Source organism: Candidatus Polarisedimenticolaceae bacterium (assembly GCA_036275915.1).
Classification (GTDB): Bacteria; Acidobacteriota; Polarisedimenticolia; order Polarisedimenticolales; family DASRJG01; genus DASRJG01.
In genome coordinates, this window is record DASUCV010000009.1 from 125,832 (window position 1) to 150,002 (window position 24,171).

The 24,171-nt window shown below is 68.4% G+C and carries 21 protein-coding genes; 10 read left to right on the forward strand and 11 right to left on the reverse strand.

Annotation, left to right across the window (positions count from 1 at the left end):
* Positions 1-92: 92 nt before the first annotated feature.
* The 5 genes from VFV19_07565 to VFV19_07585 form a co-directional block, all read right to left on the reverse strand.
* Positions 93-728 carry a response regulator transcription factor gene (locus tag VFV19_07565; GenBank protein HEX4824156.1) on the reverse strand — a complete coding sequence of 212 codons (636 nt, stop codon included), beginning with the start codon at positions 726-728 and terminating at the stop codon, positions 93-95.
* The gene (locus VFV19_07570) at positions 725-3,625 is read right to left on the reverse strand and encodes a two-component regulator propeller domain-containing protein (GenBank protein HEX4824157.1); all 2,901 of its coding nucleotides are present in this window, start codon (positions 3,623-3,625) and stop codon (positions 725-727) included. Before VFV19_07570 ends, VFV19_07565 begins: the two co-directional genes overlap by 4 nt.
* A 268-nt stretch (positions 3,626-3,893) precedes the next feature.
* Positions 3,894-4,538 carry a response regulator transcription factor gene (locus tag VFV19_07575; GenBank protein ID HEX4824158.1) on the reverse strand — a complete coding sequence of 215 codons (645 nt, stop codon included), beginning with the start codon at positions 4,536-4,538 and terminating at the stop codon, positions 3,894-3,896.
* Positions 4,535-7,693: a two-component regulator propeller domain-containing protein gene (locus tag VFV19_07580; protein HEX4824159.1), complete on the reverse strand. Its 3,159-nt coding sequence runs from the start codon at positions 7,691-7,693 to the stop codon at positions 4,535-4,537. Before VFV19_07580 ends, VFV19_07575 begins: the two co-directional genes overlap by 4 nt.
* A 9-nt stretch (positions 7,694-7,702) precedes the next feature.
* Complete coding sequence (locus VFV19_07585; protein ID HEX4824160.1) at positions 7,703-8,809, reverse strand: DUF3187 family protein; 1,107 nt, start codon at positions 8,807-8,809, stop codon at positions 7,703-7,705.
* A 45-nt stretch (positions 8,810-8,854) separates the two neighbouring features.
* On the opposite strand from VFV19_07585, the gene VFV19_07590 reads away from it, so the two are divergent.
* Positions 8,855-9,637 carry a VTT domain-containing protein gene (locus VFV19_07590; protein ID HEX4824161.1) on the forward strand — a complete coding sequence of 261 codons (783 nt, stop codon included), beginning with the start codon at positions 8,855-8,857 and terminating at the stop codon, positions 9,635-9,637.
* A gap of 203 nt (positions 9,638-9,840) precedes the next feature.
* On the opposite strand, the gene VFV19_07595 is transcribed toward VFV19_07590, so the two are convergent.
* From VFV19_07595 to VFV19_07610, 4 genes are all read right to left on the reverse strand, one after another.
* Entirely contained in the window at positions 9,841-10,161 is a 321-nt protein-coding gene (locus tag VFV19_07595; protein ID HEX4824162.1) for a hypothetical protein, read from the reverse strand.
* Between the two features lie 10 nt (positions 10,162-10,171).
* Positions 10,172-10,681 (reverse strand): sigma-70 family RNA polymerase sigma factor, encoded by a 510-nt coding sequence (locus tag VFV19_07600; protein HEX4824163.1) that lies wholly within the window; start codon positions 10,679-10,681, stop codon positions 10,172-10,174.
* A gap of 4 nt (positions 10,682-10,685) precedes the next feature.
* Positions 10,686-10,946 (reverse strand): hypothetical protein, encoded by a 261-nt coding sequence (locus VFV19_07605; protein ID HEX4824164.1) that lies wholly within the window; start codon positions 10,944-10,946, stop codon positions 10,686-10,688.
* A gap of 75 nt (positions 10,947-11,021) precedes the next feature.
* Positions 11,022-11,501 (reverse strand): hypothetical protein, encoded by a 480-nt coding sequence (locus VFV19_07610; GenBank protein ID HEX4824165.1) that lies wholly within the window; start codon positions 11,499-11,501, stop codon positions 11,022-11,024.
* Between the two features lie 115 nt (positions 11,502-11,616).
* Between VFV19_07610 and VFV19_07615 the strand changes: the two genes are divergently transcribed.
* From VFV19_07615 to VFV19_07640, 6 genes are read left to right on the forward strand one after another with little or no spacing between them, the layout of a single operon-like run.
* Complete coding sequence (locus tag VFV19_07615) at positions 11,617-14,388, forward strand: protein kinase (protein ID HEX4824166.1); 2,772 nt, start codon at positions 11,617-11,619, stop codon at positions 14,386-14,388.
* The gene (locus VFV19_07620) at positions 14,385-15,329 is read left to right on the forward strand and encodes an HlyD family efflux transporter periplasmic adaptor subunit (GenBank protein ID HEX4824167.1); all 945 of its coding nucleotides are present in this window, start codon (positions 14,385-14,387) and stop codon (positions 15,327-15,329) included. The genes VFV19_07615 and VFV19_07620 overlap by 4 nt, the downstream gene beginning before the upstream one ends.
* Positions 15,326-16,267 (forward strand): ABC transporter ATP-binding protein, encoded by a 942-nt coding sequence (locus tag VFV19_07625; GenBank protein HEX4824168.1) that lies wholly within the window; start codon positions 15,326-15,328, stop codon positions 16,265-16,267. Before VFV19_07620 ends, VFV19_07625 begins: the two co-directional genes overlap by 4 nt.
* Positions 16,264-17,400, forward strand: coding sequence for an ABC transporter permease (locus VFV19_07630; protein ID HEX4824169.1), 1,137 nt, complete (start codon positions 16,264-16,266; stop codon positions 17,398-17,400). The genes VFV19_07625 and VFV19_07630 overlap by 4 nt, the downstream gene beginning before the upstream one ends.
* Positions 17,400-18,845, forward strand: a complete 1,446-nt coding sequence (locus VFV19_07635; GenBank protein ID HEX4824170.1) for an efflux transporter outer membrane subunit — start codon at positions 17,400-17,402, stop codon at positions 18,843-18,845. The genes VFV19_07630 and VFV19_07635 overlap by 1 nt, the downstream gene beginning before the upstream one ends.
* Positions 18,842-19,807: an acetamidase/formamidase family protein gene (locus VFV19_07640; GenBank protein HEX4824171.1), complete on the forward strand. Its 966-nt coding sequence runs from the start codon at positions 18,842-18,844 to the stop codon at positions 19,805-19,807. Before VFV19_07635 ends, VFV19_07640 begins: the two co-directional genes overlap by 4 nt.
* Positions 19,808-19,863: 56 nt before the next feature.
* Here VFV19_07640 and VFV19_07645 read toward each other — a convergent pair whose 3' ends face one another.
* Positions 19,864-21,279, reverse strand: coding sequence for an arylsulfatase (locus VFV19_07645; GenBank protein HEX4824172.1), 1,416 nt, complete (start codon positions 21,277-21,279; stop codon positions 19,864-19,866).
* A gap of 40 nt (positions 21,280-21,319) precedes the next feature.
* On the opposite strand from VFV19_07645, the gene VFV19_07650 reads away from it, so the two are divergent.
* Both VFV19_07650 and VFV19_07655 read left to right on the forward strand, forming a co-directional pair.
* Positions 21,320-22,078: a carbonic anhydrase family protein gene (locus VFV19_07650; GenBank protein ID HEX4824173.1), complete on the forward strand. Its 759-nt coding sequence runs from the start codon at positions 21,320-21,322 to the stop codon at positions 22,076-22,078.
* A gap of 133 nt (positions 22,079-22,211) precedes the next feature.
* Positions 22,212-23,204, forward strand: a complete 993-nt coding sequence (locus tag VFV19_07655; GenBank protein HEX4824174.1) for a TIGR03067 domain-containing protein — start codon at positions 22,212-22,214, stop codon at positions 23,202-23,204.
* Position 23,205: 1 nt separating this feature from the next.
* Here VFV19_07655 and VFV19_07660 read toward each other — a convergent pair whose 3' ends face one another.
* Positions 23,206-23,679 carry a MarR family winged helix-turn-helix transcriptional regulator gene (locus tag VFV19_07660; protein HEX4824175.1) on the reverse strand — a complete coding sequence of 158 codons (474 nt, stop codon included), beginning with the start codon at positions 23,677-23,679 and terminating at the stop codon, positions 23,206-23,208.
* A gap of 45 nt (positions 23,680-23,724) precedes the next feature.
* Here VFV19_07660 and VFV19_07665 point away from each other — a divergent pair, with 45 nt between their 5' ends.
* Complete coding sequence (locus tag VFV19_07665; GenBank protein HEX4824176.1) at positions 23,725-24,171, forward strand: cupin domain-containing protein; 447 nt, start codon at positions 23,725-23,727, stop codon at positions 24,169-24,171.

The following is a 24,171-nucleotide window of genomic DNA, read 5'->3' on the forward strand; positions in this document are numbered from 1 at the left end:
GCGAAAGGATTACGGGGACGGACCTCCCGGGTCCATGGAGGTTGACGCAGGAGTTCCACACGTGTGGAACCACACGGACGCGAAAAGCGAGGCTAGATCAGGCGGTCGCGGTGGAGGGCGGCGAAGCGGACGAGCGCGTGGCTCCCCGTGAGGCCGAGCTTGCCGGCAATCGCGGTGCGGTGGTTCTCGACCGTGCGGTAGTGGATTCCCAGCTCGTCCGCGATCTCCTTGCTGCTCTTGAAGTCGGCGATGAGGCGCAGCACGCGGCGCTCCGCGGGGGTGAGCGCGTCGAGCGAGACGGGATCGGCCTTCTTCGTCAGCAGGCTCGCGGAGAGCGACGAGCTGATGTACGGCTGGCCGGCGCGCACCGCGCGGATCGCGTCGATCACGTCGAGAAGCGAGCCACCCTTGGCGACGTAACCCTTCGCGCCGAGATCGAAGGCGCCGCGCAGCAAGTCTTCCCGGCCATGCATCGTCATGAGCACGAACTCCGGCCTCGGCGTCGTGTCCTTGAGGGCGCGCAGCACCGCGAAGCCGTCCTTCCCGGGCATGTCGACGTCGAGAACGACGACGTCGGCGGCGATCTCTGCGATCGCCCGCAGCACGGCGTCGCCGTCGGCGCATTCGGCGACGACAGTGAACCCGGGGACCTCCGTAAGGATGTCGCGCACGCCCTTGCGCACGACCGCGTGATCGTCGGCGACGATGATGCGCACCTTCTCGATCATGCGCTGCCACCCCGCGTGGGAAGCGAGACGACGATCTTCGTCCCCCGCCCCGGCAACGACTGCACCGTGTGACGTCCCCCGAGAATTCTCGCACGCTCCGCGATCCCGGCGAGGCCCATCCCCGGCCGGTCCGCCGGAAGGCTCGCGGGATCGAAGCCGCGTCCGTCGTCCTCGACGGTGATCTCGACACGGCCCTCTCCGGCCTTTGCGGTGACGCCCGCCCGCGTCGCGTGGGCGTGCCGGAGCATGTTGCTCAGCGCTTCCTGCACGATTCGGTAGACGCCGATCTCGTCGCCCTCGGCGAACAGGCCGTCCAGGGGATCGAGGTGAGAGGCGATCGTCATGCCCGACGACTCCGCCGTCTGCTCGACGAGAGCCTCGATCGCGCGCGTCAGACCAAGCCGGTCGAGCTGATACGGACGGAGGTTGTACGCGACCTTGCGGACCTCCTCGATGCCATCGCCGGTCGCTTCGACGATCTCCTCCATCTGGCGGCGCGCGTCGTCGGAGGTCGTCCCGTCCCGAAGTCCCATCTGGGCACGGTTGCGGATCACGACGAGCGTCTGGCCGATGCCGTCGTGAAGCTCGCCGGCGATCCGCTTGCGCTCGGCTTCCTGCGATGCGATGAGCTGGCGCGAGAAGAGGTCTTGCTCCTCGCGGCGGCGCTTCAGGCGCTCGAAGCGCGAGCGAACGCCGAGGCCCACGAGGCCGAGCCCGAGCACCACCGTTCCGCCGCGGAACCACACGGTCTGCCACCACGCCGGCGTCACGCGGATCGCGACCGACGCGCCCTTCTCGTTCCAGACGCCGTCGGCGTTCGCGGCGGCGACGTGGAAGACGTAGTGTCCCGGGGGGAGATGCGAGTAGCGGGCGAACCGCGCCGTCCCCGCATCCTCCCACTCGTCGTCGAGCCCCTCCATCCGGTAGCGAAACCGCGCCTGCTCCGGCCGCACGAAGGTCGTCGCGGTGAAGCGCACCTCGAGCCGGCTCTCCGACGGATCGAGCGTCGCCTCCCGCGCGACGTCGTGCGCCCGGCGCTCGCTCGCGATCTCCTCGATCGCGACGTTCGGCGCAACGGTGTTCTCGCCGACGAGACGCGGATCGACGATCGCGATCCCCTGCTGCGTGGCGAACCACAGCGTGCCGTCGCTCTTCCGGAACCCCGCAGGCTGATAGCCGCCGTTGCACTCGGCGCTCGCCATGCCGTCCATGCGCCCGAAGGCGAGAGACGTGACCGACCTTGCACGACCCTCGGCAAACGCGTCGAGCTCCGCCCTGGCGACGGCGTAGATTCCGCGATTGCAGCTCATCCACAGCCGCCCCGTCCGGTCGTCCACGATCGCGAAGGCGCCGTCGTCGAAGAGGCCGTCGCGCTTGCGGATCACGACCAGCTTCCCGTCCGCGAATCGCGTGAGCCCTCCGTCGTAGGTTCCGATCCAGAGGACGCCGCGCTCGTCCTCGTAGAGCGCTCGGATCGTCTCGCTCGAGAGGCCGTCCTTGATCTTCCACGTCGTGACGCGGTCGCCGTCGATCCGGCTGAGCCCCCCGTAGCACCCCGCCCAGATCGCGCCCGACGCGCGCTCGATCAGCGCACCGACGCGCGCTCCCGCAAGTCCGTCGGCAACCCCGAAACGCCGGATCGCGCCCGACGGATCGATCCGGACGAGGCCTTCGGACGTTCCGGCCCAGACCGTGCCGCGGCGGTCGTGGAGGATGTCGAGGACCGTCCCCGGCAGGCGGTAGACCGTCTCCACGCGTCCGTCCGATCGCTCGCGCCGGACCCCGTCATTGTCGCCCACGAGCACGGAGCCGTCGGCCTCCGGCCGGACCGCGGTGAAGAACGTTGCGCTCCGTGTGAAGCGGTCGCCGTCGACGCGGAACGCCATGTTCTGACTTCCCGCCCAGACCGCGCCTGTGCGGTCCTCGGCGATCGGATAGAAGTTGTGCTCATCCCCCGGCGCCTCGGGAGCAACCGTCCTGACCGGCGTCGGGAACGCCTGGACGAGACCGCTCTCACCGCCGATCCAGAGGGAGCCCTCGGCATCCTCGATCATCGCGATCGGGTTCGTGGCGGCGGCAGGCAGATCGGGGCCGAAGGTCCGCCATGAGCCGTTCTCCAGCACGCTCAGCCGGCCGTCGAGCAGCAGCCACGTCCTCCCGTCCTTCCCTTCGGTCGCCGCATACCGCAAGTTCGTCGACGGCGGACCCGGTGCGACGGGAGCCGCCAGCTCGGTCGTGCGGCCGTGCTCCGATTTCAGCAGCGTGTGCGCCGTCGTGCGGCTCCAGAGCGCCCCGCGCGGGTCCAAGAACTGGGCGATCGGCCTGTGGCCCTCCGGCCAGACGTAGTCCGCGAGCTTTCCGTCCGGCTCGAGGAACCGCACGCCCGTATCGCGAACGAACGCGACCCAGTAGAGCTCCGTCTTTTCGCCGGGCCGCGCCGTGACCTCCTGCGTTCTCACGAAGCGGACGCCGTCGAACACGGCGAGGCCGCGCATTGTCGAGACCCAGATCCGTCCTTCCGCGTCCTGCTGGATGCCGCCGACGGCCGCATCCGGCAGTCCGTCCGCGACGCCGAACGTGCGGAACTCGCCATGTGTCATCCGCGTGACGCCGCCGTCCTCCGTGCCGATCCAGAGGCTCCCCTCGCGATCGACGCGGAGCGCCAAGATCCGATTGGAGAGGATCTCCGGAACCTCGGCGTGATTGACGACGGTCATGCGATGGCCGTCGAAGCGCACGAGACCGTCCCGTGTCGCGATCCAGAGGTAGCCGTCGGGGGTCTGGTCGATCGCGTAGACGGAGTTCTGCGGGAGGCCGTTGTCGGTCGTGAAGACCCGGTAGCTCAAGCCGGGCGCGGCGAGCGCCGCCGCCAGGAGAGGCGCCGTCAACGCGGTCATCGTGGCGAGAGACTACATCAGCGGCCGCAATCAAAAAAACGGCCGGACGGCCTCTTGTGGAGACCGCCCGGCCTGCTCGGGGGGCAGCAGAAATAACGACCGAAGTCGTTCCTTCAGTGCCGGAGAGAGGGTACGAAGTGAAGCCTTCCCTCGCACGAGGGAGAACCCCCGGATCGCGAAAGAAGAACCCTGGGACGAAGCGGACGGCCGCCGAATTTCGAGACGAGGCGGAAGGTCTTTTTTTGGGGGAGTTTCGGAAGCTGTCCCCTCAGGACTCCGAAGAGACGAGCCCGACGCGAATCGCGAAGCGCACGAGGCCGGTCAGATCGTGGACGCCGACGCGATCCATGATCTGGCTGCGATGCGACTCGACGGTCTTCACCGAGAGATCGAGGAGCGCCGCGATCTCCTTCGACGACTTCCCTTCCGCGACGAGCTGGAGGATCTCGCGCTGGCGTGTCGTCAAGCCGGCGAGCGGGTCGGGCTGCGCGGACCCCGACTGGACGTAGCGCTCGACGACCTGGCGCGAGATCTTCGGGCTCAGGTAGACGTCGCCGCGGCCGACCGCCTTGATGGCGAGGGGCAGCTCGTCGTCGGCGGCATCCTTCAAGAGGTAGCCCGCGACACCGGCGCGGAGGGCCTGCGCGACGTACGCCTCGCCGGCGTGCATCGAGAGGATGAGGATCTTCGTGCGCGGCGACGCCTGCGCGCTGCGCGTCGCGACCTCGAGACCGTTCAGGCCGGGCATCGTGATGTCGAGCACCGCGAGGTCCGGGCGGAGGCGCTCGATGAGCGCGAGCGCCTCGCGGCCGTCGGCGGTCTCGGCGACCACCTCGACGCCGGGCAGCGAGGTGAGGACGGCGTGGATCCCCTTCCGCACGACGGCGTGGTCGTCCGCCAACAGGACCTTCATGAGCCGGCCTCCTCGGAGGTCAATGGTACGCTCGCCCGGATCTCCGCTCCCTGCCCGATGGAAGAATCCAGCTCGAGCCGCCCGCCCAGCGCCTCGACGCGCTCGCGCATGCCGCTCAAGCCGAGGTGCCGGCCGGTCGCCGCACGCTGGAGCGCCTCGGCGACGTCGAATCCGCGCCCGTCGTCACGGACGCTCAGGAGCAGACGGCTTGAGTCGACGCGCACCGACACGGTGATGTGCCGCCCCTCGCCGTGCCGGACCGCGTTGTGCACCGCCTCCTGGACGATCCGGAAGGCGGCGATCGCGGTCTCGGGTTTGAGGCGCTCGGCGTCGAAGTTCGCCTCGACTTCGATCGCCGCTCCGGTCCTGACGGACTGCCCCTCGGCGTAGCCGCGCAGCGCGACGATGAGCCCCAGCTCGTCGAGCATCGGAGGCCTGAGGTCGAGCACGATCTCGCGCACGTTGCCGATCATGTCGTCGACGAGACCGATCGAGTCCGTGAGCCGCGCGCCCCGCTCGGGCGAGGCGTCGGGGAGGCGGCCGAGCGCCTTGAGGTTGATCTTGATCGCGCTCAGCACCTGGCCCATGTCGTCGTGCAGCTCGCGCGCGATACGCCGCTTCTCCTCTTCCTTGGCGTCCTCGAGGCGTCGCGTCAGCCCACGCAGGCGATCGTACGTCCCGTGAAGCTCGGCCTGGCTCTGCCGCGCCTCGAGGAGCGCCTGCTCGCGGGCGAGCTGGAGCGTCTCGAGCTCGCGGTTCCTCTGTTTCAGCCTTGCCGTCCGGGTGGCATAGACCGTGGACACGATGCCGATGAGGCCTGCTCCCGCGGCGAGACGGAACCACCACGTCATCCAGTACGGCGGCGTCACGTGAATCGCGAGCGGCGGCGTCTCGCTCCACGCGCCGCGCGCGCTCCGGCCGCGCACACTCATCGTGTAGCCGCCCGGCGGAAGGTCGGTGAGCGCGATCGTCTGTCCGGGGAGGTCCGTCCACGCGTCGCTCCGTCCTTCGAGTCGGTAGGCGAAGTGATGCGGGGTGCGGAAGTCGAGGACCGCGAAGCTGAACGAGAGCGGCGTGCCGTAGGCGACGTCGATGCTCCTGGTCTCCCACGCCGCCGCGGGGAGGCGCATGGGGCCCTTGAGGGTGCGGATGTCGGTGACCACCGTCGGCGCCACCGGCGGATCGACGAACGGCGAGCCCGGGCGGATCGCGAGGAGCCCTCCCGAAGTGCCGAGCCAGAGCACGTCACGTCCGTGACGGGCCGCCCCCGGGTTGAATTCGACGCCGGGTAGCCCGTCGGCGAGACCGTAGTTATGGAAGCGCCCGGACGCGGGGTCGTACCGGGAGAGCCCGTGGCGCGTGCCGATCCATATCGTGCCGTCGTCGTCCTCGACGAGCGACGTCACGTTCTGGTTGACCAGTCCGTCGTCGGTCGTGATCCGCTTCACGTCGAAGCCGCCGCCGGTCTTCCCCGTGATCCGCGCGAGCCCGCCGCCGTTGGTTCCCGCCCAGACGACTCCGCTCCTCGATTCCAGGACCTGCGAGATGTGCTGGTGGCCGATCGTCGCCTGATCGGTCGTCGACGGGAGAAGGCGCACGGCTTTCCCCGTCTTCGGATCGAAGACGTTCAAGCCGCCGGAGCGCGTTCCGATCCACAACGCTCCGTTCGATCCGACGAGGACACTGGTCACGAAGTCGTCGCTCAGGCTCGAGGGATCGGCGGAATCGGCGTGGAAGCGTGTGAACGAGCGGCCGTCGCGCTCGAGGCGGAAGAGACCGCTCCCCCCGGTGCCGACCCAAAGCGTCCCGGCGCGATCGACGGCGACGGCGTTCCTGTAGCCCGTGCTGGGGACCGGAATCGCCGTTGCGGTTCCGCGAACCGGGTCGATGCGCGTGAGCGACGCCATCGACGCCGCCCACATCGTGCCGTCGGCCTGTTCGGCGAGGCTGAGCACCGTCCTCAGAGCGAGCGGGGGGTCGTCGGGCGGCGCGATGCCGGAGAAATCGCCGTTTCGGCCCAGCCGGAAAAGGCCCTTCCCCCACGTGCCGACCCAGAGCGTGCCGCTCTTGTCCTCGTCGAGGGCGGTGATCTCACGGTAGGGAAGCTTGGGCTCGAGCGTGACGTGGAAGAGATCCCCGGTCGCCGAGAATCTTGCGAGGCCGCGCCCCCATGTTCCGATCCAGACGTCTCCCGAGGCGTCCGCCACCACCGCCGCCAGCCGGTCGGCGCCGAGGCTGTCCTCGCGCTGCGGGTCGTTTCGATAACCGTGGCTCGCGCCCGTCGTGGTGTCGAAGGCGATGAGGCCGCGGTTCCACGTGGAGATCCACAACGTGCCGTGGGCGTCGCATGCGATCGCGGTGACGATCGGAAAGTCGTCGCCGGGGGCGAGCTCGGGCGCGGCGACGCTTCGCGCCGATCCCGTCGCGGGGTCGAAACGGTAGAGATGACGCTCGGTGCCAAACCAGATCCCGCCCGAAGGATCCTCGGCGATCGCGAAGGCGTTGTCGTCGCGCTCGTCGGCGACCGGAAGGCGCGTGACGCGGCGCGTCTTCGGGTCGAGCCATGCGAACCCGCCGCCCACCATCGCCAGCCACATGCGCTTCGACCGGTCGAGCTTCAGCGCATAGACGTACTCGTTCGGGACGCCCTCCACGCGCTCGAATGCTCGCGTCTTCGCGTCGAAGCGATTCAATCCATTCTGCGTGCCGACCCAGAGCGCGCCGTCCGCGTCCTCGGCGATCGCGTAGACGCTGTCGTGGCTCAGGCTTTTCGGATCCTTCGGATCGTTGCGGAAACGCTCGAAGCGACCGGTCGTGCGATCCAGACGCGCGAGGCCGCCGGAGTTCGTCCCGACCCAGAGCTCGTTGCTTCGATCCTCGTAGATCGTCCGTATCGAATTGTCGGGGAGCGAATCCGCGTTCCCGACCTCGTGCTCGTAGACGCGCACCGAGTAGCCGTCCCAGACGGCGAGGCCTTCACGCGAGCCGACCCACAGGAAGCCGGCGTGATCGCGGTAGAGCGCGGTGATCGTCTCCGACGGGAATCCGCGCTCCTCGCCGAACCGGTCGAAGATCAGCTCGCTCGGGACCGCGAACGCGGGCGACAAGCACGCCGTCACGAGGAGGGCGCAAAGCAGCCGATTCGATCGGAGCATCGGTGAAGTCTAGCGTTTTTTCGCCGGGAAGATCTTGGCGACGCTGAGGGTCGCCGCGATATCCGCCGTGTTCTCGAACGTCAGCAGGTTCTCGGTCAGGGCGAGCCGCCAGACCCACGTCTTGACGAGCCCCTGGATCCCGAGGGAGGTCAGGTACTTCGTCGCCTTGAGCTCGCCGAGATCGGTGTTCCTTACGACGCTCGGGCTCGAATAGAGCTGGACGATCCCATTGACGCCACGGCCGAGACCGAACTCCCACGCGCCGGTGACGGTGGGGACCCAGAGGTTTTCGTGGTCGACGCCCTCGAGGCGGACGCCTCCGAATCGCACCGCGCTGCCGCTGACGTAGAGCGCCTGCCGCCGCAAGAACCACTGACCCGAGACCTGGACGCCGTAGTCGGTCTGGCCGCTCGAGAGGTACGGCTTCGCCTCGCGCAGCACCGGCTTCACCGCCGTCTCCACGATGACGTTCCACCGCTCGGGCTCGGCGACGACCGAGTAACGCGCGCCGAGCACCGGATCGGCCAGCCCGTTCGAGGGAGGCGACGTGAACACCAGGGTCCCGCTCTTGGTCTTGCTGACCACGAAGAACTGGTTCCTCGCGACGAGGTCGCGATCCTCTTGGCCGACGCCGACCAGGTCGTGGAAGCCCTCGATCGTCCCGTCGAGGAAGCCGCCCTGGAACGTGAGCGCGGGAATCGTGAGGTAGCCGCCCCAGTGCCGGGTGAACCGGTGGTGAATGTTGAAGTCCATGACACCGAGCTCGCCGTCGACGATGTAGGCCTCGCCCGGCAGCGCGAGGATCGCGGCGACGTCGGAGGCGTCGTAGCGCACGCGGTGGCCCGCGCCCTTCGCGCGCAGGTAGTCGGCGACGTTCTCGCTCAGCACATACGTGTTCTGGTAGCTGACATTCAGCTCGAGCGCCCATGTCCCGGGCGTCGCGCTGACGGCGTGCGCCGGGAGGAAGTCCATCCTCAAGATGCCGAAGGGCGTGAGATCTCGGATGCGCAGGGGCCCGAGGTGGAACCAGGGCCGGTCATCGGACGGCTCCGCCGCGCGCGCGGCGAGCGCGAGGCCGAAGAAGAACGCTACGGCGAGCCGGCGGGGTGCCCCCATCGACGGCGAATTCTAAGTGCGCCGTGCTGCTAGAGTCATGTCCCCATGCCCCGGAACGGCCCTCTCCTCCTGTTCCTCTGGGTGCTCGCCGAGCAGCTCGGCGCGCCGATCCCCGCATTTCCCGCGCTCCTCGCCGCGGGTGCGATCTCCCGCACGTCGGGCGAGTGGCTGTGGCTGCCGCTCACGATCGCCGTGACGGCGTCGCTCCTGGCGGACGTGCTCTGGTACGCGATCGGACGTCGCCGCGGTGCCGGCATCATGCGCTTCATCTGCCGGATCTCCCTCGAGCCCGACTCGTGTGTGCGCCGGACCGAAGACGTCTTCGAGCGTCGCGGCGCCGCCACACTTCTCGTCGCGAAGTTCGTCCCCGGGCTCTCGACGGTGGCCCCGCCGCTCGCGGGGATCGTGAGGATGCCGTTCTCCCGCTTCCTCCTGTTCAACACCGCCGGCGCCGTGCTGTGGGCGGGAACATCGCTCCTGGCCGGCTTCGTCTTCAGCCGGCAGCTCGAGGCGATCCTGACGGCGGTGTCGCGCGCCGGCGACTGGCTCCAGCTCACGATCATCGTCCTGGCGGTCTATCTCGCCTTCAAGTGGTGGAGCCGGCAGCGATTCCTCCGCTCGATCCGCGTCGGACGGATCCGCCCCGAGGAGCTGAAGGAGATGCTCGACGCCGGAGAGGAGATCGTCGTCGTCGACCTGCGGTCGTCGCGTGAGTTCGAAGAGTCCCCGCAATCGATCCCCGGGGCCATGCGCATCGCCGCCGACGATCTCGTCCGCGACCACGGAAAGATCCCCCGCGACCGCGACGTGATCCTGTTCTGTACGTGACCCAGCGAAGCCTCGAGCGCCCGTGTGGCGCTCTTGCTGCGAGCCAAGGGCATCAAGCGCGTGCGTCCGCTCGAAGGCGGCCTCGACGGTTGGCGCAAGCTCGTCGACGCGTGAATGGGGACAAAGGGGACAGTAACCAAGTTTTTCTTACGCGCGCAGTCCGCGCGTAAGAAAAACTTGGTTACTGTCCCCTTTGTCCCCATTTACATTCCCCGACGCTCGCGCATGCGTAGACGCAGACGCTCGCGCTCCTCGTCGGTCATCCTCGTCCACCGGTTCTCCTCCATGCGTTGGCGCATGCGAGAGCCGGCGTTCGTGCGGACGCCGAGGCCGCCGAACAGAATGCGCGCGAGTGCCAGGAGCCCGAGCCCTTGCCAGAAGCCGATGCGCGGGACGTGAAAGAGGTCGGGAAGAAAGACGTTCCACAACCACATCACGCTCGCGCCGCCGAGGACGATGCAGCCCGCGAGGGCCAGGATTGCGAACGGTGCGATCCAGAGGATCTTCTTCAATTTCGGTGTCATCGATCGTCCCTCATGCTTTCTTCAACTCGTCGTAGAGCTCTTGCAAACGCTCGCGGAGAAAGAGCACGGCGGTGTGCTTGCGCGATAGGAGCGTGTTCACGGCGACGCCGGTTCTCTTCGACATGTCCTTGAAGCTTTCGCCGTCGATCTCGTGCGCGACGAACGCGTCGCGTTGCTCCGCGGGAAGATCCGCGAGCGCGTGCTCGAGCTCCTCGAGGACGAGCGATCGCAAGTACCGCTCGTCCGGCCCTCCGCCGGAGGACGGCAAGAGGTCTTCGAAATCGCTCGCGCTCTCCTCGTGCGGCCTGCGGAAGAGATCGACGATCCGGTTGCGCGCCACCTGGAACAGCCAGCCGGTGACGTGCTCGATCGGCATCAGCAGGCGGTTCGCCTCGAGGAGCTGCGCGAACACGTCCTGCAGGATGTCCTCGGCGTCGCTCGGATCGGCGACGCGCCGGCGGATGAAGCGGCCGAGGCGCGAGCGCTCGCGGAGAGCAGCCTCCTCGATCCGCCGGTCCATGGGGTCAGAGTAGCTCGGAGTGCGGTTCGGGAACCGGGCGGTAGCGACGGCGGCCGCCGCCCGAGCGGAGTCCTCCGAACAGGATCCGCGCGAGGACGAGCAAGCCGAGCGCCTGCCAGAAGCCGAGCATCGGCCACCCCAGGAGAGGCGGGAGCAGCCAGTTCCAGAGCACCTTCACCAGCTCGCCGCCGATGAAGACGAACGCCGCGATCCCGAGGAGCGCGAGCGGCGCGATCCAGATCAGCTTGCGTTTTCGGGGGTTCATACGGTCCTCCTCATCGCTGTCTTCACCGAGGAAGACGGATGGGGAGGACCGATATTGTGGGGGGACGAAAAAAGACTACGAAGCGGGCTCGACGGTGAGCTTGTCGCCGCTCATCTTGACGCGGAGCTCGATCCCCTTCGTGTGCGAGACCTCGAGGTCATACACGCCGGAGAGGTAGGTCTTGCCCTTCGTCGAATAGACCTTCGCGGTGAGCTTGTGCTTCCCGGGCGAGACCTGGATCGGATCCCAGGTCGTCGTCTGCGAGATCAGGAACGGCGGTTTCTTGAACTCTTCGTTGAAGACGGGGACGTCGTCCAGGATGACGACGAGGTTGCCGTGGGTGATGTGACTCGTGATGCTGATCGTGATCGGCTGCTTCTGCGTCGCCGATTTCGCGGCGGCCTTCGGCGCCGGCTTCGCGGTGGCCTTCGCCGCCGGCGCGCGATGGGTCGACGTCGTCGATCCGCTCCCGTCCGACAGCGCCGCGGAAGCCGCCGTCGCGACGAGGATCGAAGCGGCCAGTGCCCCGAGCATCCTTCTCTTGATGAGCGTCATGGTCCCTCCTGCGAGTACCCACCGAGAATAAGTCCGGGCCGGGCATTCGACCAGCGCCCCTTTTTGTCCCGCCGAAGTTCAGTCTCGTGATCGTGCAGGCGTAGAATCGCGCGCCATGCCGCTCTCTTCCGGATCCCGCCTCGGCCTCTACGAGATCGTCGCCCCTCTCGGTGCCGGCGGGATGGGCGAGGTTTACCGCGCGCGCGACACGAAGCTCGGCCGCGACGTCGCCATCAAAGTGTTGCCCCCGGCGTTCGCCGCCGATCCGGAGCGCCTCGCCCGCTTCGAACGTGAGGCGAAGGTGCTCGCGTCCCTGAGCCATCCCAACATCGCCGGGATCTTCGGACTTCACGAGGAGAACGGGACCGGCTTCCTCGCGATGGAGATGGTCGCCGGCGAGGACCTCGCCGAGATCCTGAAGCGCGGCCCGCTTCCCTCGAGCGAAGTGGCCGACATCGCGCGGCAGATCGCCGAGGCGCTCGAGGCGGCGCACGAGCAGGGCATCGTTCATCGCGACCTGAAGCCCGCGAACGTCCGCATCACGCCCGACGGCAAGGTCAAGGTGCTGGACTTCGGGCTCGCGAAGGCGCTCGAGAGCGCGACCACGTCGGACTCCGGCGCGGGCATGTCGCCGACGATCACGTCGCTCGGCACCGTCGCCGGCGTGATCCTCGGAACGGCGGCGTACATGGCACCCGAGCAGGCGCGGGGCAAGGGCGTCGACAAGCGCGCCGACATCTGGGCGTTCGGGTGCGTGCTCTTCGAGATGCTCTCGGGCAAGCGCCCGTTCGACGGCGAGACCGTCTCCGACACGCTCGCCGCGGTCCTCGCCAAGGACGCCGATTGGAGCGCGCTCCCCGCGAGCACGCCTGCGAAGGTTCGTCATCTTCTCGAGCGATGCCTCGAGAAGGATCCGAAGCGGCGCCTCCGCGACATCGGCGACGCGCGGCTCGAGCTGGACGAGGTTCTCGCCGATCGTACGGCGTCGGGACGCGTTCGCGTTCCTCCGGCCGCCGAGGTGACGGCGCCGGCGCGATCGCGATGGGCGATCCCCGCCATGATCGCGTGCCTCGTCGTCGGCGGCGTCGTCGGCGCCTTCGCGATCCCGAGGAAGCCGGCGGCCGCGGGGGGCACCGTCCGCCTCGATCTCGAGTTCCCGAAGGACGTCAAGGTCGCCTACTACGCCGTCAACGCGGCCGGCTCGACGATCGGGGCGATCGGCAAGCCGCGCGTCGCGCCGGGCGAGCCGGACCAACCGGCCCGGGTCTACGTGCGCGGGCTCGGCAGCGGATCGTTCTCGGCGGTGCCGGGAACGGAGGGAGTCGTCGGCTTCGGCTTCACGGCGGACGGCCGATCGCTGACCGCCGCGGTCCCTGCGACGGTCGGCTCCTCGCAGCTCAACATCGTCCTCTTCTCCCTCGACGGACAGCGACCACCGCTCACCGAGGTTCCGTTCAACCCGAGATGGAGCGCGTTCGGCGATCTTCGGAGCGGCGGTTTTCTCGCGCTCCGGGACAGCAGCGAGCTGGATCGATTCGACGCTGCGAGCGGCAAGCTCGAAGCGCCGGTCAAGATCGATCGCGCCGGCGAGACCGGCCCGATCACGCTCGTCGGCATGGCGCTCCCCGGTGACGAGGCGATCCTCCTCCACGCGATCGCGTACGGCGAGAAGGGTTGGTATTACCGGGTCGGCGTGCTCGATCTGCGGAGCCACAAAGTCACCTACCTCCTCGACGACGCTGGGTTCCCGCGATACTCGCCCACCGGGCACATCGTCTTCAGCCGCGGCGACACACTGCTCGCGGTGCCGTTCGATGCCAAGAGTCTGAAGCTGACGGGAGCGCCGGTTCCGATCGCGAACGGCATCCAGACCCAGTACGCCTTCATCCCCGCACAGTTCGGCCTGTCGGACAACGGCGTGCTGATCTACGAGCCGGGCGGCAGGACGGCGGAGACGAGGCACCTCGGCGTCATCGACGCCGCCGGCCGTGTGACGCCGATCATCGACGAGCCCCACGCCTATCAGTCGGTGCGCGCCGATCCCAGCGGCGGCGGCCGCTTCATCGCGACGATCACCAACGGGCATGGGATCGACGAGATGTTCACGGGCCGTGTCGACGAGGGCGGCCTTCGCCGTGTCCAGGCGTACCCGCAAGCCGACATCTTCACGCCGGTGATCGCGTGGGACGGTCACACCGTCTGCTTCGGCCGGCGCGGGCGCGACGCCGACGACGGCTTCTACGTCAAGGATCTCGACGGCACGGCGGAGCCGCGCCGCATCGCCCCCCTTCCACCCAACGCGAACAATCAGACGATCATCGGCGGAGTCACGCGCGACGGCGCGGGGTTCGTCCTCACGCAGCAAGGCGTCGATCAGAAGGGAGACATCTACTACGTCCCGATCCCCGCGCCCGGTGCTCCCCTCTCCCAGCCGAAGGCGATCGTGAGCGGTCCCGCCGACGAGAGCTTTGCGGGTCTCTCCCCGGATGGGCGGTTCCTCGGCTGGATCTCCGACGAGTCGGGCCGGAAGGAGTTGTACGTGGCCACGTTCGGCGCGGGCGGAGCGGTCGGGACGCCGGTGCGCGTGACGAGAGGCGGCGCAGATCAGTTCGTTTGGTACCCGGACGGGCGCGGGGTCCGTTTACGCGATGCGGACGGACGATTCTTCGATCTGCCGCTCACGACCACGCCGTCGATCGTCGCCGGAGCGCCCAAGCTCCTCTTCGAGGGCGCGAAGCCGAACGTCCAGACGGCGAACCTCTTCCCCGACGGACGGCAGCTCCTCCTGATCCGGGGCGAGAACGAGCTGAACGGCGAGGTCGGCCGGCTCGCCGTCGTCCTGGGGTTCAACGATGAATTGGCGGCGAAGATGAAGGCGGCAAGATGAGAGCACCGGTCCTTCTCGCGACGGCTCTCGCGCTCACCGCGTGCACGCATCGCGAGCCGTCGTCGTTCCAGGGATACGCCGAGGGCGAGTTCGTCTACGTCGGCTCGCCGGTCGGCGGGCGTCTCGAGAAGCTCGACGTGACGAAGGGACAGAACGTCGAGGCCGGAGCGCCGCTCTTCACGCTCGAGTCGGTGCAAGAAGCGGCCGCGGTGGCGCAGGCCGAGCAGAACCTCCATGCCGCGCGGGCGAAGCTCGCCGATCTCGGCACCGGCAAGCGCGCGCCCGAGCTCGCGGTGACGGAGGCGCAGCTCGAGCAGGCGCAGGCGAAGGCCGCGCAGTCGGAGGCGGCGCTCGCGCGCGACACGGCGCAGCTCCAGGCGGGCGGGATCGCGCGGAAGGATCTCGAGGCGACACAGGCCGCGCACGACACCGATGCCGCGAGGGTCCGCGAGCTTCAGGAGCAGCTCCAGGTGGCGCGCCTCGCCGCGCGCCCTGAGCAGATCCAGGCGCAGAGCTCGGAGGTCGCGGCGGCGCAGGCGGAGCTCGACCAGGCGAAGTGGAAGCTCGATCAGAAGCGCCTCGCGGCCACGAAGCCCGGACTCGTCTTCGATACGCTGTTCCGCGAGGGTGAGTGGGTGCCCGCGGGGAGCCCCGTCGTGCGGATGCTCCCGCCGGAGAACGTCAAGGTCCGCTTCTTCGTGCCGGAGACCCTCGTCGCGCGGTTCGCCGCCGGGCAGAAGCTCACCGTCCGCTGTGACGGCTGCGCGTCGCCGATCGACGCCGCGGTGAGCTACGTCTCCGCGGAGCCGGAGTACACGCCGCCGGTCATCTACAGCAACGAGACCCGCTCGAAGATGGTCTTCATGATCGAGGCGCGTCCGTCGGATCCGCGCAAGGCGAATCTCCGTCCCGGCCAGCCGGTCCAGGTCGCGCTGCCGTGAGCGACGCCCCCGCGCTCGCGATCGACGTCCGGGGGCTCAACAAGACGTTCGGCGACAAGCACGTCGTGCGCGACGTCTCGATGCAGGTGCGCCGCGGCGAGATCTTCGGCTTCCTCGGCCCGAACGGCAGCGGCAAGACGACGACGATCCGCATGATGTGCGGCCTGCTCACCCCCGACTCGGGCACCGGCACGTGCCTCGGCTTCGACATCCTGAAGGAGAGCGACCAGATCAAGCGTCACGTCGGGTACATGACGCAGCGCTTCTCGTTCTGGGAGGACCTCTCGATCCGCGAGAACCTCGACTTCGTCGCGCGCGTCTACGAGATGCGCGATCGCAAGGCCAAGGTGGCGAAGGCGCTCGAGGATCTCGGGCTCGCCTCGCGCGCCTCCCAGCTCGCGGGAGCGCTCTCGGGCGGCTGGAAGCAGCGGCTCGCGCTTGCGGCGTGCATGCTCCACGAGCCGGAGCTGCTGCTCCTCGACGAGCCGACCGCCGGCGTCGACCCGAAGGCGCGGCGCGATTTCTGGGACGAGCTGCACCGCCTCGCCGCGGGCGGGATCTCGGTTCTCGTGAGCACGCACTACATGGACGAGGCCGAGCGCTGCCACAAGCTCGCCTACATCTCGTACGGCGTCCTCATGGCTCAGGGCAGCGCCGCCGAGATCGTCGCCGCCGAGAACCTGACGACGTGGACGGTGACCGGCGGCGACCTCGCGGCGCTCTCCGCGACGCTCCAGGGGAAACCGGGAGTCGAGCAGACCGCCGTCTTCGGCGCCGAGCTGCACGTGACGGGGCGCGACGCCGCGGCGCTCGAGGCGACCCTGCGCCGCGAGACGGCGAACGGCGGGTTCCGTATCGAGCGCAGCGAGGTCGGCCTGGAAGACGTCTTCATCCATCTCATGTCGCGGTCGCAGGACAACTACGGGAGCGCGGCATGAGGCGTTGGTCGTTCATGCGACTCTCGAGCATCATGCGCAAGGAGTTCCTCCAGCTCCGGCGCGACCGGCTCACCTTCGGGATGATCATCGGCATCCCGATCGTGCAGCTCATGCTCTTCGGGTACGCGATCAACACCGATCCGAAGCACCTCAGGACCGCCGTCATCCAGGCCGACCGGAGCGAGTTCACGCGCAGCTACCTCGCGGCGATGAAGACGACCGGCTACTTCGATTTCGTCCGCGAGCTGCCCGACGAGGCGGCGGGAAGGGACGCGCTCGCCCGCGGCGAGGTTCAGTTCGTTCTCAACATCCCCGCCGGCTTCACGCACGATCTCCTGCGGGGCGACAGGCCCGCCCTCCTCCTCGAGGCCGACGCGACCGATCCGTCGGCAACCGGTCTTGCCGTCGCGTCCGTGCGTGAGCTCGTGCTCGCGGTCGCGAAGCGCGACCTCGTCGGCCCCCTCGCGCCGCTCGCCGGGGCGACGGCGCCCGCCTTCGACGTGCGCGTGCACAAGCTCTACAACCCGGAAGGGCTGACGCAGCGAAACATCGTTCCGGGGTTGATGGGCGTCATCCTCGCGATGACGATGGTCATGATGACCGGGCTCGCGATGACGCGCGAGCGCGAGCGCGGCACGATGGAGAACCTCCTCGCCACGCCCGTGCGGCCCCTCGAGGTCATGGTCGGGAAGATCGTCCCGTACGTCCTGATCGGCCTGGTCCAGATCTCGATCGTCCTCACCGCGGCGCGGTGGATCTTCGGCGTGCCGATCGTCGGAAGCCTCGCCGCCGTCTACGTCGTGGCGCTCGTCTACGTCGCCGCGAACCTCACGGTCGGGATCACCCTCTCGTCGCTCGCAAGGAACCAGCTCCAGGCGATGCAGATGACCTTCTTCTACTTCCTGCCGTCGATCCTGCTCTCCGGCTTCATGTTCCCGTTCCAGGGGATGCCGCCGTGGGCGCGCGGCATCGGCAGCCTCCTCCCCTTGACCTACTTCAACCGGCTGATCCGCGGCATCCTCCTCAAGGGGAACGGCTGGATCGACCTGTGGCCGAACCTCTGGCCTCTGCTCGTCTTCATCGTCGCGGTCATGGGGATCGCGCTGCGCTTCTACCGGAAGACCCTCGATTGATGCGCCGCGCCATCGCCGCCGGTTGTTGTCTCTTGCTCGTCGCGTGCACCGTGGGGCCCGACTACAAGGCGCCCGAGCCGCCGACCGTCACCCGGTACCGCAGCGAATCCGCGTCCGAGCCGGCCGGCCCCGGGCGCGACGTCCCGGCCGCGTGGTGGACCCTCTTCGAATCGCCCGCGCTCGACGCGCTCGTGCGGGAAGCGCTCGAGAAGAACCCGAAGCTCGAGGGGGCGCAGGCCGCGCTCCGGAAGGCGCAGGAAGACGTCGCCGGCAAGCGCAGCGCCCGCTATCCACAGATCGATGCGCGCGGCGCCGTGAACTCCGTCGACGTGAATGCGAAGTCGCTCGGCGCTCCCGCACTTCCCTTCGACACGCCGCTCACCCTCTACGACGCCTCGGTGAGCGTGAAGTACACGCTCGACCTCTTCGGCAAGACGCGGCGCGAGCTCGAGGCGCTGTCGGCGCGGGCCGAGTACCAGACCTTCCAGCTCGAAGGCGCGCGTCTCATGCTCGCGGGAAACGTCGTCACCGCGGCGATCCGCATCGCGGCCCTCACCGACCAGATCGAGCTGACGCAGGCGATCGTCGACGTGCAAGGCAAGCGGCTCGAGGTCGCGCAGAAGCTCGAGTCGCTCGGCGGCGTCCCGCACCTCGAGGTCGTGAGCCAGTCCGGCGACCTCGCACGCACGCGCGCGACGCTTCCCCCGCTCCGCGACCAGCGTGACAAGGCCCTTCACCGGCTTGCGATCTATCTCGGCAAGGCACCGGGCGAGACGGAGCTTCCCGCGCTCCGCCTCGCCGATCTCAAGCTCCCCGTCGAGCTGCCGCTCTCCCTCCCCTCGGAGCTGGCGCGCCAACGACCGGATATCCGCGCGGCGGAAGCGCTCCTCCACGAGGCGAGCGCGCGGGTCGGCGTCGCGACGGCGAACTTCTACCCGCAGATCACGCTCTCGGCGACCGCCGGCTCGCTCGCAACCGCGCTCGGCGATCTCCTCTCGAGCGGGACCGGCTTCTACTTCATCGGCGCCTCGCTCCTGCAGCCGATCTTCCACGGCGGCCAGCTCAAGGCGGAGAAGCGCGGCGCGGTGGCGGCATTCGACCAGGCGGGCGCCGCTTACCGCGAGACGGTGCTCACAGGACTTCAGGACGTCGCCGACACGCTGAGCGCGCTCGAGCACGACGGCACCGCGCTCGAAGAGAGAGCCGATGCGGCGAAGCTCGCCGACGAGGCGCTCACGATCACCTCGCAGCGCTACGACGTGGGCGGCGTGAGCTACATCTCCCTCCTCGACGCCCAGCGTCAGCACCGCGAGGCGGTCCTCGCGCGTGCCGAGGCCGACGCCGCGCGCTACGCGGATTCCGCCGCGCTCTTCCAGGCGCTCGGCGGCGGATGGTGGACGGAGAGAGAGAAGCAGAAGGAGAAGGAGAAGGAGAAGACCGAATGATCGCCGTGCTCCTGGCCGCCGAGGTCCTCCGCTACGTCCCGAAGCACGAGGAGCTGAAATACACCTTCGGCGGCGCGGCGCCGACGCACCACATCAAGCCGGGAACGCGCATCCTCTCGTGGAGCGAGGACTGCTTCGACGGGGCGCTTACGAAGCCCGGGCAGAAGCCGAGCGAGGTGCTGGTGCCGGGCCACGACAACCCGCAGACCGGCCCGTTTTATGTCGACGGCGCCGAGCCGGGCGACACGCTCGCGATCAAGATCGAGAAGCTCGAGCCGGCGCGGGACTACGGCCTCTCGGTCGCCTTCGCCGGCTTCGGCGCGCTCAAGGGGTCCGACCGGACCGCGATGCTCGGACCCGAGCTACCGGAGACGGTGTGGTTCTACACGGTCGATCGCGCGAAGGGGGTCGCGCGCACGCGCTCGCAAGACGGCAAGCTGTCGTGGGAAGTTCCGCTCGCCCCGTTCCTCGGCTGCCTCGGCGTCTCCCCCGCCTACGGCGAGGTCCGCTCGACGATCGTCCCCGATTCCTTCGGCGGCAACATGGATTGCCCCGAAGTGCGCGCCGGCAACACGGTCTACCTCGGCGTGCGCGTTCCCGGCGGACTCCTCTCGTTCGGCGACGGCCACTATGCGATGGGCGACGGCGAGATCATGGGCACCGCGATCGAAGGCGCGATGAACGTCGAGATCACCGTCGACCTCATCAAGAAGAGAGACACGCCGTGGCCGCGCATCGAGAACGCCGACTGGATGATGTCGGTCGGCGCCGCGCGCCCGCTCGAAGACGCGGCGCGCGTCGCCTTCAAGGACATGGTGCGCTGGGTGCAGGAGAAGACCGGCCTCTCCGAGATGGACGCCTACGAGTTCGTCTCGCAGAACGCCAAGGCGCCGATCACCGAGATCGTGGACCCGGAGTACACGGTGACGGTGAAGATCCCGAAGGCCCGTCTCCCGAAATAAGGGGACAGCTTCCGAGACTCGAACTTCAGAGTTTCGGAAGCTGTCCCCTTATTCCCCTACGGCTGCTCGACCGTAGCTGTCGTCTCGGGGAACAGCACCGACCCGAAGAGCACCGAGCGGACCGTGCCCACCGCCTCGTTCAAGATGAGAGGCGGCACACCGTCCTTCGCGAGCGCCTCGAGCCGCTTCTGAAGGGCGGCCACCTTCTCCGGATTGGACGCGGAGAGGTCGGTCGTCTCACCCGGATCCTTCGAGAGATCGAACAACTCGACCTTCGACGGCAGGGTCGTCTGCCAGACGAGCTTCCAATCGCCCTGGCGCACCGCGCCGCGGAACGGCTCGACGTCGTAAACGACCTCGGTGCGCGGCGACGGCTTCCCCTCCGCGATCGCCGGCCAGACGTCGAGCCCGTCGAGCGGCTTGTTCTTGCCGAGCGTGGCTCCGGCGAGACGCCCGAGCGTCGGGTACATGTCGACGACATGGATCGGCCCATCGACGACCGTGCCGGCCTTGATGTGCCCGGGCCAGCTCACGACCGCGGGGACGCGGGTGCCGCCCTCGTAGAGGCTCCCCTTCCCGTCGCGATACGGCCCGTTGTCGCAGGGGATCGTGGCGTGCGACATATCGACCTCGCCGGTCACTTTCGCCGAGCGCGGACCGCCGTTGTCGTTCTGCCAGACGACGACGGTGTTTTCCCTCATTTTTTTCTTCTCGAGCGCGGCGAGTACGCGGCCGACCTGATCGTCCATCGCCGTGATCATCGCGTCGTACGCGCGCACCGACGGGTCCGCGACGGACGCGTAGCGATCGAGATACTCCTTCGGCGCTTGGTACGGCGCGTGCGGCGCCGTGAAGGCAAGGTAGAGGAACAGCGGCGTCTTCGGATCGTGCCGCTCGATCACCTTGACGGCGTCGTTGCCGATCAGCTCGGTGGCATACCCTTCTTCGTCCAAAGGCTGGTTGTCGCGAAACCAGTCCCGCGTCCCGTGCGCGGTATGCTTGAAGTAGTCGATCTCGCCGATGAGCGGGCCGTATTGGTAGTCGAAGCCGCGCTGGCGCGGCCAGTACTTCTTGTCCGCGTGACCGAGATGCCACTTGCCGACGATCGCCGTCTCGTACCCGGCCGACTTCAGGAGCTGCGGCAGGATCCACTCGTCGGTGGGAAGGCCGTACGTCCCCGAAGACGGGATCACGAGCGTCTGGAGGCCGTAGCGGTGCGGGTAACGCCCCGTCATGAGCGCGGCGCGCGTCGGCGTGCACATCTGCTGCGCATAGAACTGATCGAGGCGTGCCCCTTCGCCCGCGAGGCGGTCGATGTTCGGCGTCTTGATTGCGGAGCCGTGGTAGCCGACGTCCTTCCACCCCATGTCGTCGACGATCACGTAGACGATGTTGGGGTGCTGCACGGGAGCTTGGGCGAAGGCCGAGAGGAACGCGGCGGCCCCTACGGCGAGAGCGGCGAGGTTTCGCATAGGGCGCGGAGTATAGTCGCGGCGGACGAAGGGAGACACCATGAGATACGTCGCTCGATTCGCCGTCCTCCTGATGCCTGCGCTCGCCATGGCAGCCGAACACCACGGCAAAGAGGCTCCGCACTTCACCTACGAAGGCGCCGAGGGGCCCGAGCACTGGGGCGATCTCGACCCGTCGTTCCAGGCGTGCAAGCTTGGCAAGCTCCAGTCGCCGATCGACATCCCGGCGTCGACGCTCAAGCCCTCGGCGCTCGATCCGATCACGTTCGACTACAAGCCCTCACCGCTCAAGATCACCGACAACGGGCATACCGTGATGGCCACCTATGCGCCGGGAAGCGTCATCCACGTCGGGCCTCAGACTTACGAGCTGCAGCAGATCCACTTCCATCGCCCGAGCGAGGAGACGATCGACGGAAAACCACACGCGATGGTCGCCCACCTCGTCCACAAGAACAAAGACGGGAAGCTCGCGGTCGTCGCCGTGCTCTTCGACGAAGGGGCGGCGAACCCGGCGGTTCACAAGATCTTCTCGCACATCCCTTCGGAAAAAGGGAAAGAGAGCTTGGTGTTCGGGGAGACGATCGACGCGAAGAACCTCCTCCCCGCGACGAAGTCGTACTTCACGTTCATGGGCTCGCTGACCACGCCGCCCTGCTCCGAAGGCGTCCGGTGGTTCGTCCTCGGGACCTCGGCGACCGTCACGCATCAACAGATCGAGACGTTCGCGAAGCATTACCCGCACAACGCGCGTCCGACGCAGGCGCTCGGCGGCCGTGAGATCAAGGAGAGCCAGTAGAGTAGAATCCCCGTGGCTTGAAGGAAGCCGCCGGGTCCGCGGGAAGGGTTCAACCCAACTTCATTCGACAGGCCGAATCGTTCACTCCGTGCCGCCCGTCTGCGGACCTCGGGCTCGACGCATGGGGTGTCTCATGAAGAAGCAGCTTCCGTCCCGGCCCGACCTCGACCACCTTCGCCGCCAGGCCAAATCCCTTCTCTCGGCGCTCGCGACCGGCGACGACGGCGCCGCCAAGACGCTGATCGAGCACCTCCCCGCCGCGAAGGAGCAGACGATCGCCCAGGTCGGGAACGCCGGCTACCGCCTGGCCGACGCGCAGAGCGCCGTCGCGCGGAAGTCGGGGTTCGCGAGCTGGCCCGCGCTCGCACGCCACGTCACGCAGCTCCGCGGCCTCGAGGGCACGTGGGAGTTCACGAGCCTCGAGATCGAGGGGACCAAGATGCCGCGCGCCGTGCTCGCCTCCTCGCGGCTCATCATCGACGGCGACCTCTTCCGGACCGAGTCCCCCGAGGCGATCTACGAGGGCGTCTTCAACATCGACGTCGAGGCCGATCCGCCCCGCATCGACATCGAGTTCGTGCAAGGTCCCGAGGCGGGCAACTGGTCGTATGGAATCTACGAGCTCGGCGGTGACGCGCTCACGATCTGTCTGGGGCTCACCGGCGCCTCTCGTCCCACGAAGTTCGTCACGACTCCCGGCTCGAAGCACGCGCTCGAGACGCTGACGCGTCGGCGGGCGGGCTCGACCACGCCGTCCCCCGTCGCCTTCGAGCCCAGCTCGGCCGACGATCTCACCCCGATGAGCGGCACGTGGAAGGCCGTCTCGGTCATCATCGACGGGATGGCGCTCCCGAAGAGCGTGCTCGCCACGGGATGGCGCGAGGTCGAGGGCAACCGCACGCGCGTCGCCTTTGGCGGAGCGCCGATCCTCGATGCCCCGACGCGCGTCTCCGGGTCGAACCCCTGGGAGGTCGATTACCTCCAGGGCGGGCGGATCCAGCGCGCGCTCGTGCGCATCGTCGACGGGGATCTCGAGTCCTGCATGGCGCCGGCGGACGCGCCGAGGCCGACGCGCTTCGACGGTGCGAAGGGGACGGGCTGGACGCTCAGCCGCTGGCGGAAGTGACCTAGCGCGTCAACGGGCCCTCCCACACACGCGCGAGGATCTCCTTCAGGCGCTCGAAATCCTTCGCCCCGAGCTCCGCGCGCCACGCGCGTTCGATGTCGCGCAGAACCTCGTGGAGCTTCGCGTTCGCCGCATGGCCGCGCCTCGTGAAGCGGACGACGCGCGCGCGGGCCTCGTCGGGGTCGTCTCCGCGGCTGAGATAGCCGAGGCTCTCGAGGCTTCCGAGGAGCTGGTTCATCGCCTGCTTGCTCATGCCGGCGCGCTCGGCGATCGCCCCCGGCCGGGCGCCGTGGGGCCCCGGGAACTGGAGGACCGCCATGTGGGCGAGGCGAAGATCGTCGAAGCCGGCGGCGTTCAGCTCGGCGATGATCCGCCGGTGGATCGCCTGGGCCGGCACCCGGAGGAGGGCCCCGATGAGCATCTCCGACGCCTTGATTTCCTTCTTCTTTTCCCTTGACGGCATGGTCAATTCCATTTACCTTTCTTTTAGTAAACGGAATTTACCACAAGGAGCACCGCGATGCCAGAGCAAACCATGACCGACGAGACGATCCACCTGGGGCCGCTCACCGTCCGCTTCCTCGTGACCGGTGCCGACTCGAACGGCAGCCTGGCCGCGTTCGAGCTCACCGTTCCGGGCAGCGAGAAGCTGATGGCGCCCGCGCACAGCCACGACGCCTTCGAGGAGTCGATCTACGGCCTCGAGGGCACGCTCACGTGGACGGTCGACGGAACTCAGGTTCCGGTCGGGCCGGGCCAAGCGCTCTGCATCCCGCGCGGCGCCGTCCACCGCTTCGACAACACCGCCGGGAAGGACGCCAGGGCGCTCTGCATCCTCACCCCCGCCGCGATCGGGCCCGACTATTTCCGCGAAGCCGCCGAGGTCCTCAATGCCGCCGCCGGCGGACCGCCCGACCGGGCGAAGATGATCGAGATCATGCGCCGCCACGGCATCACGCCGGCCTGA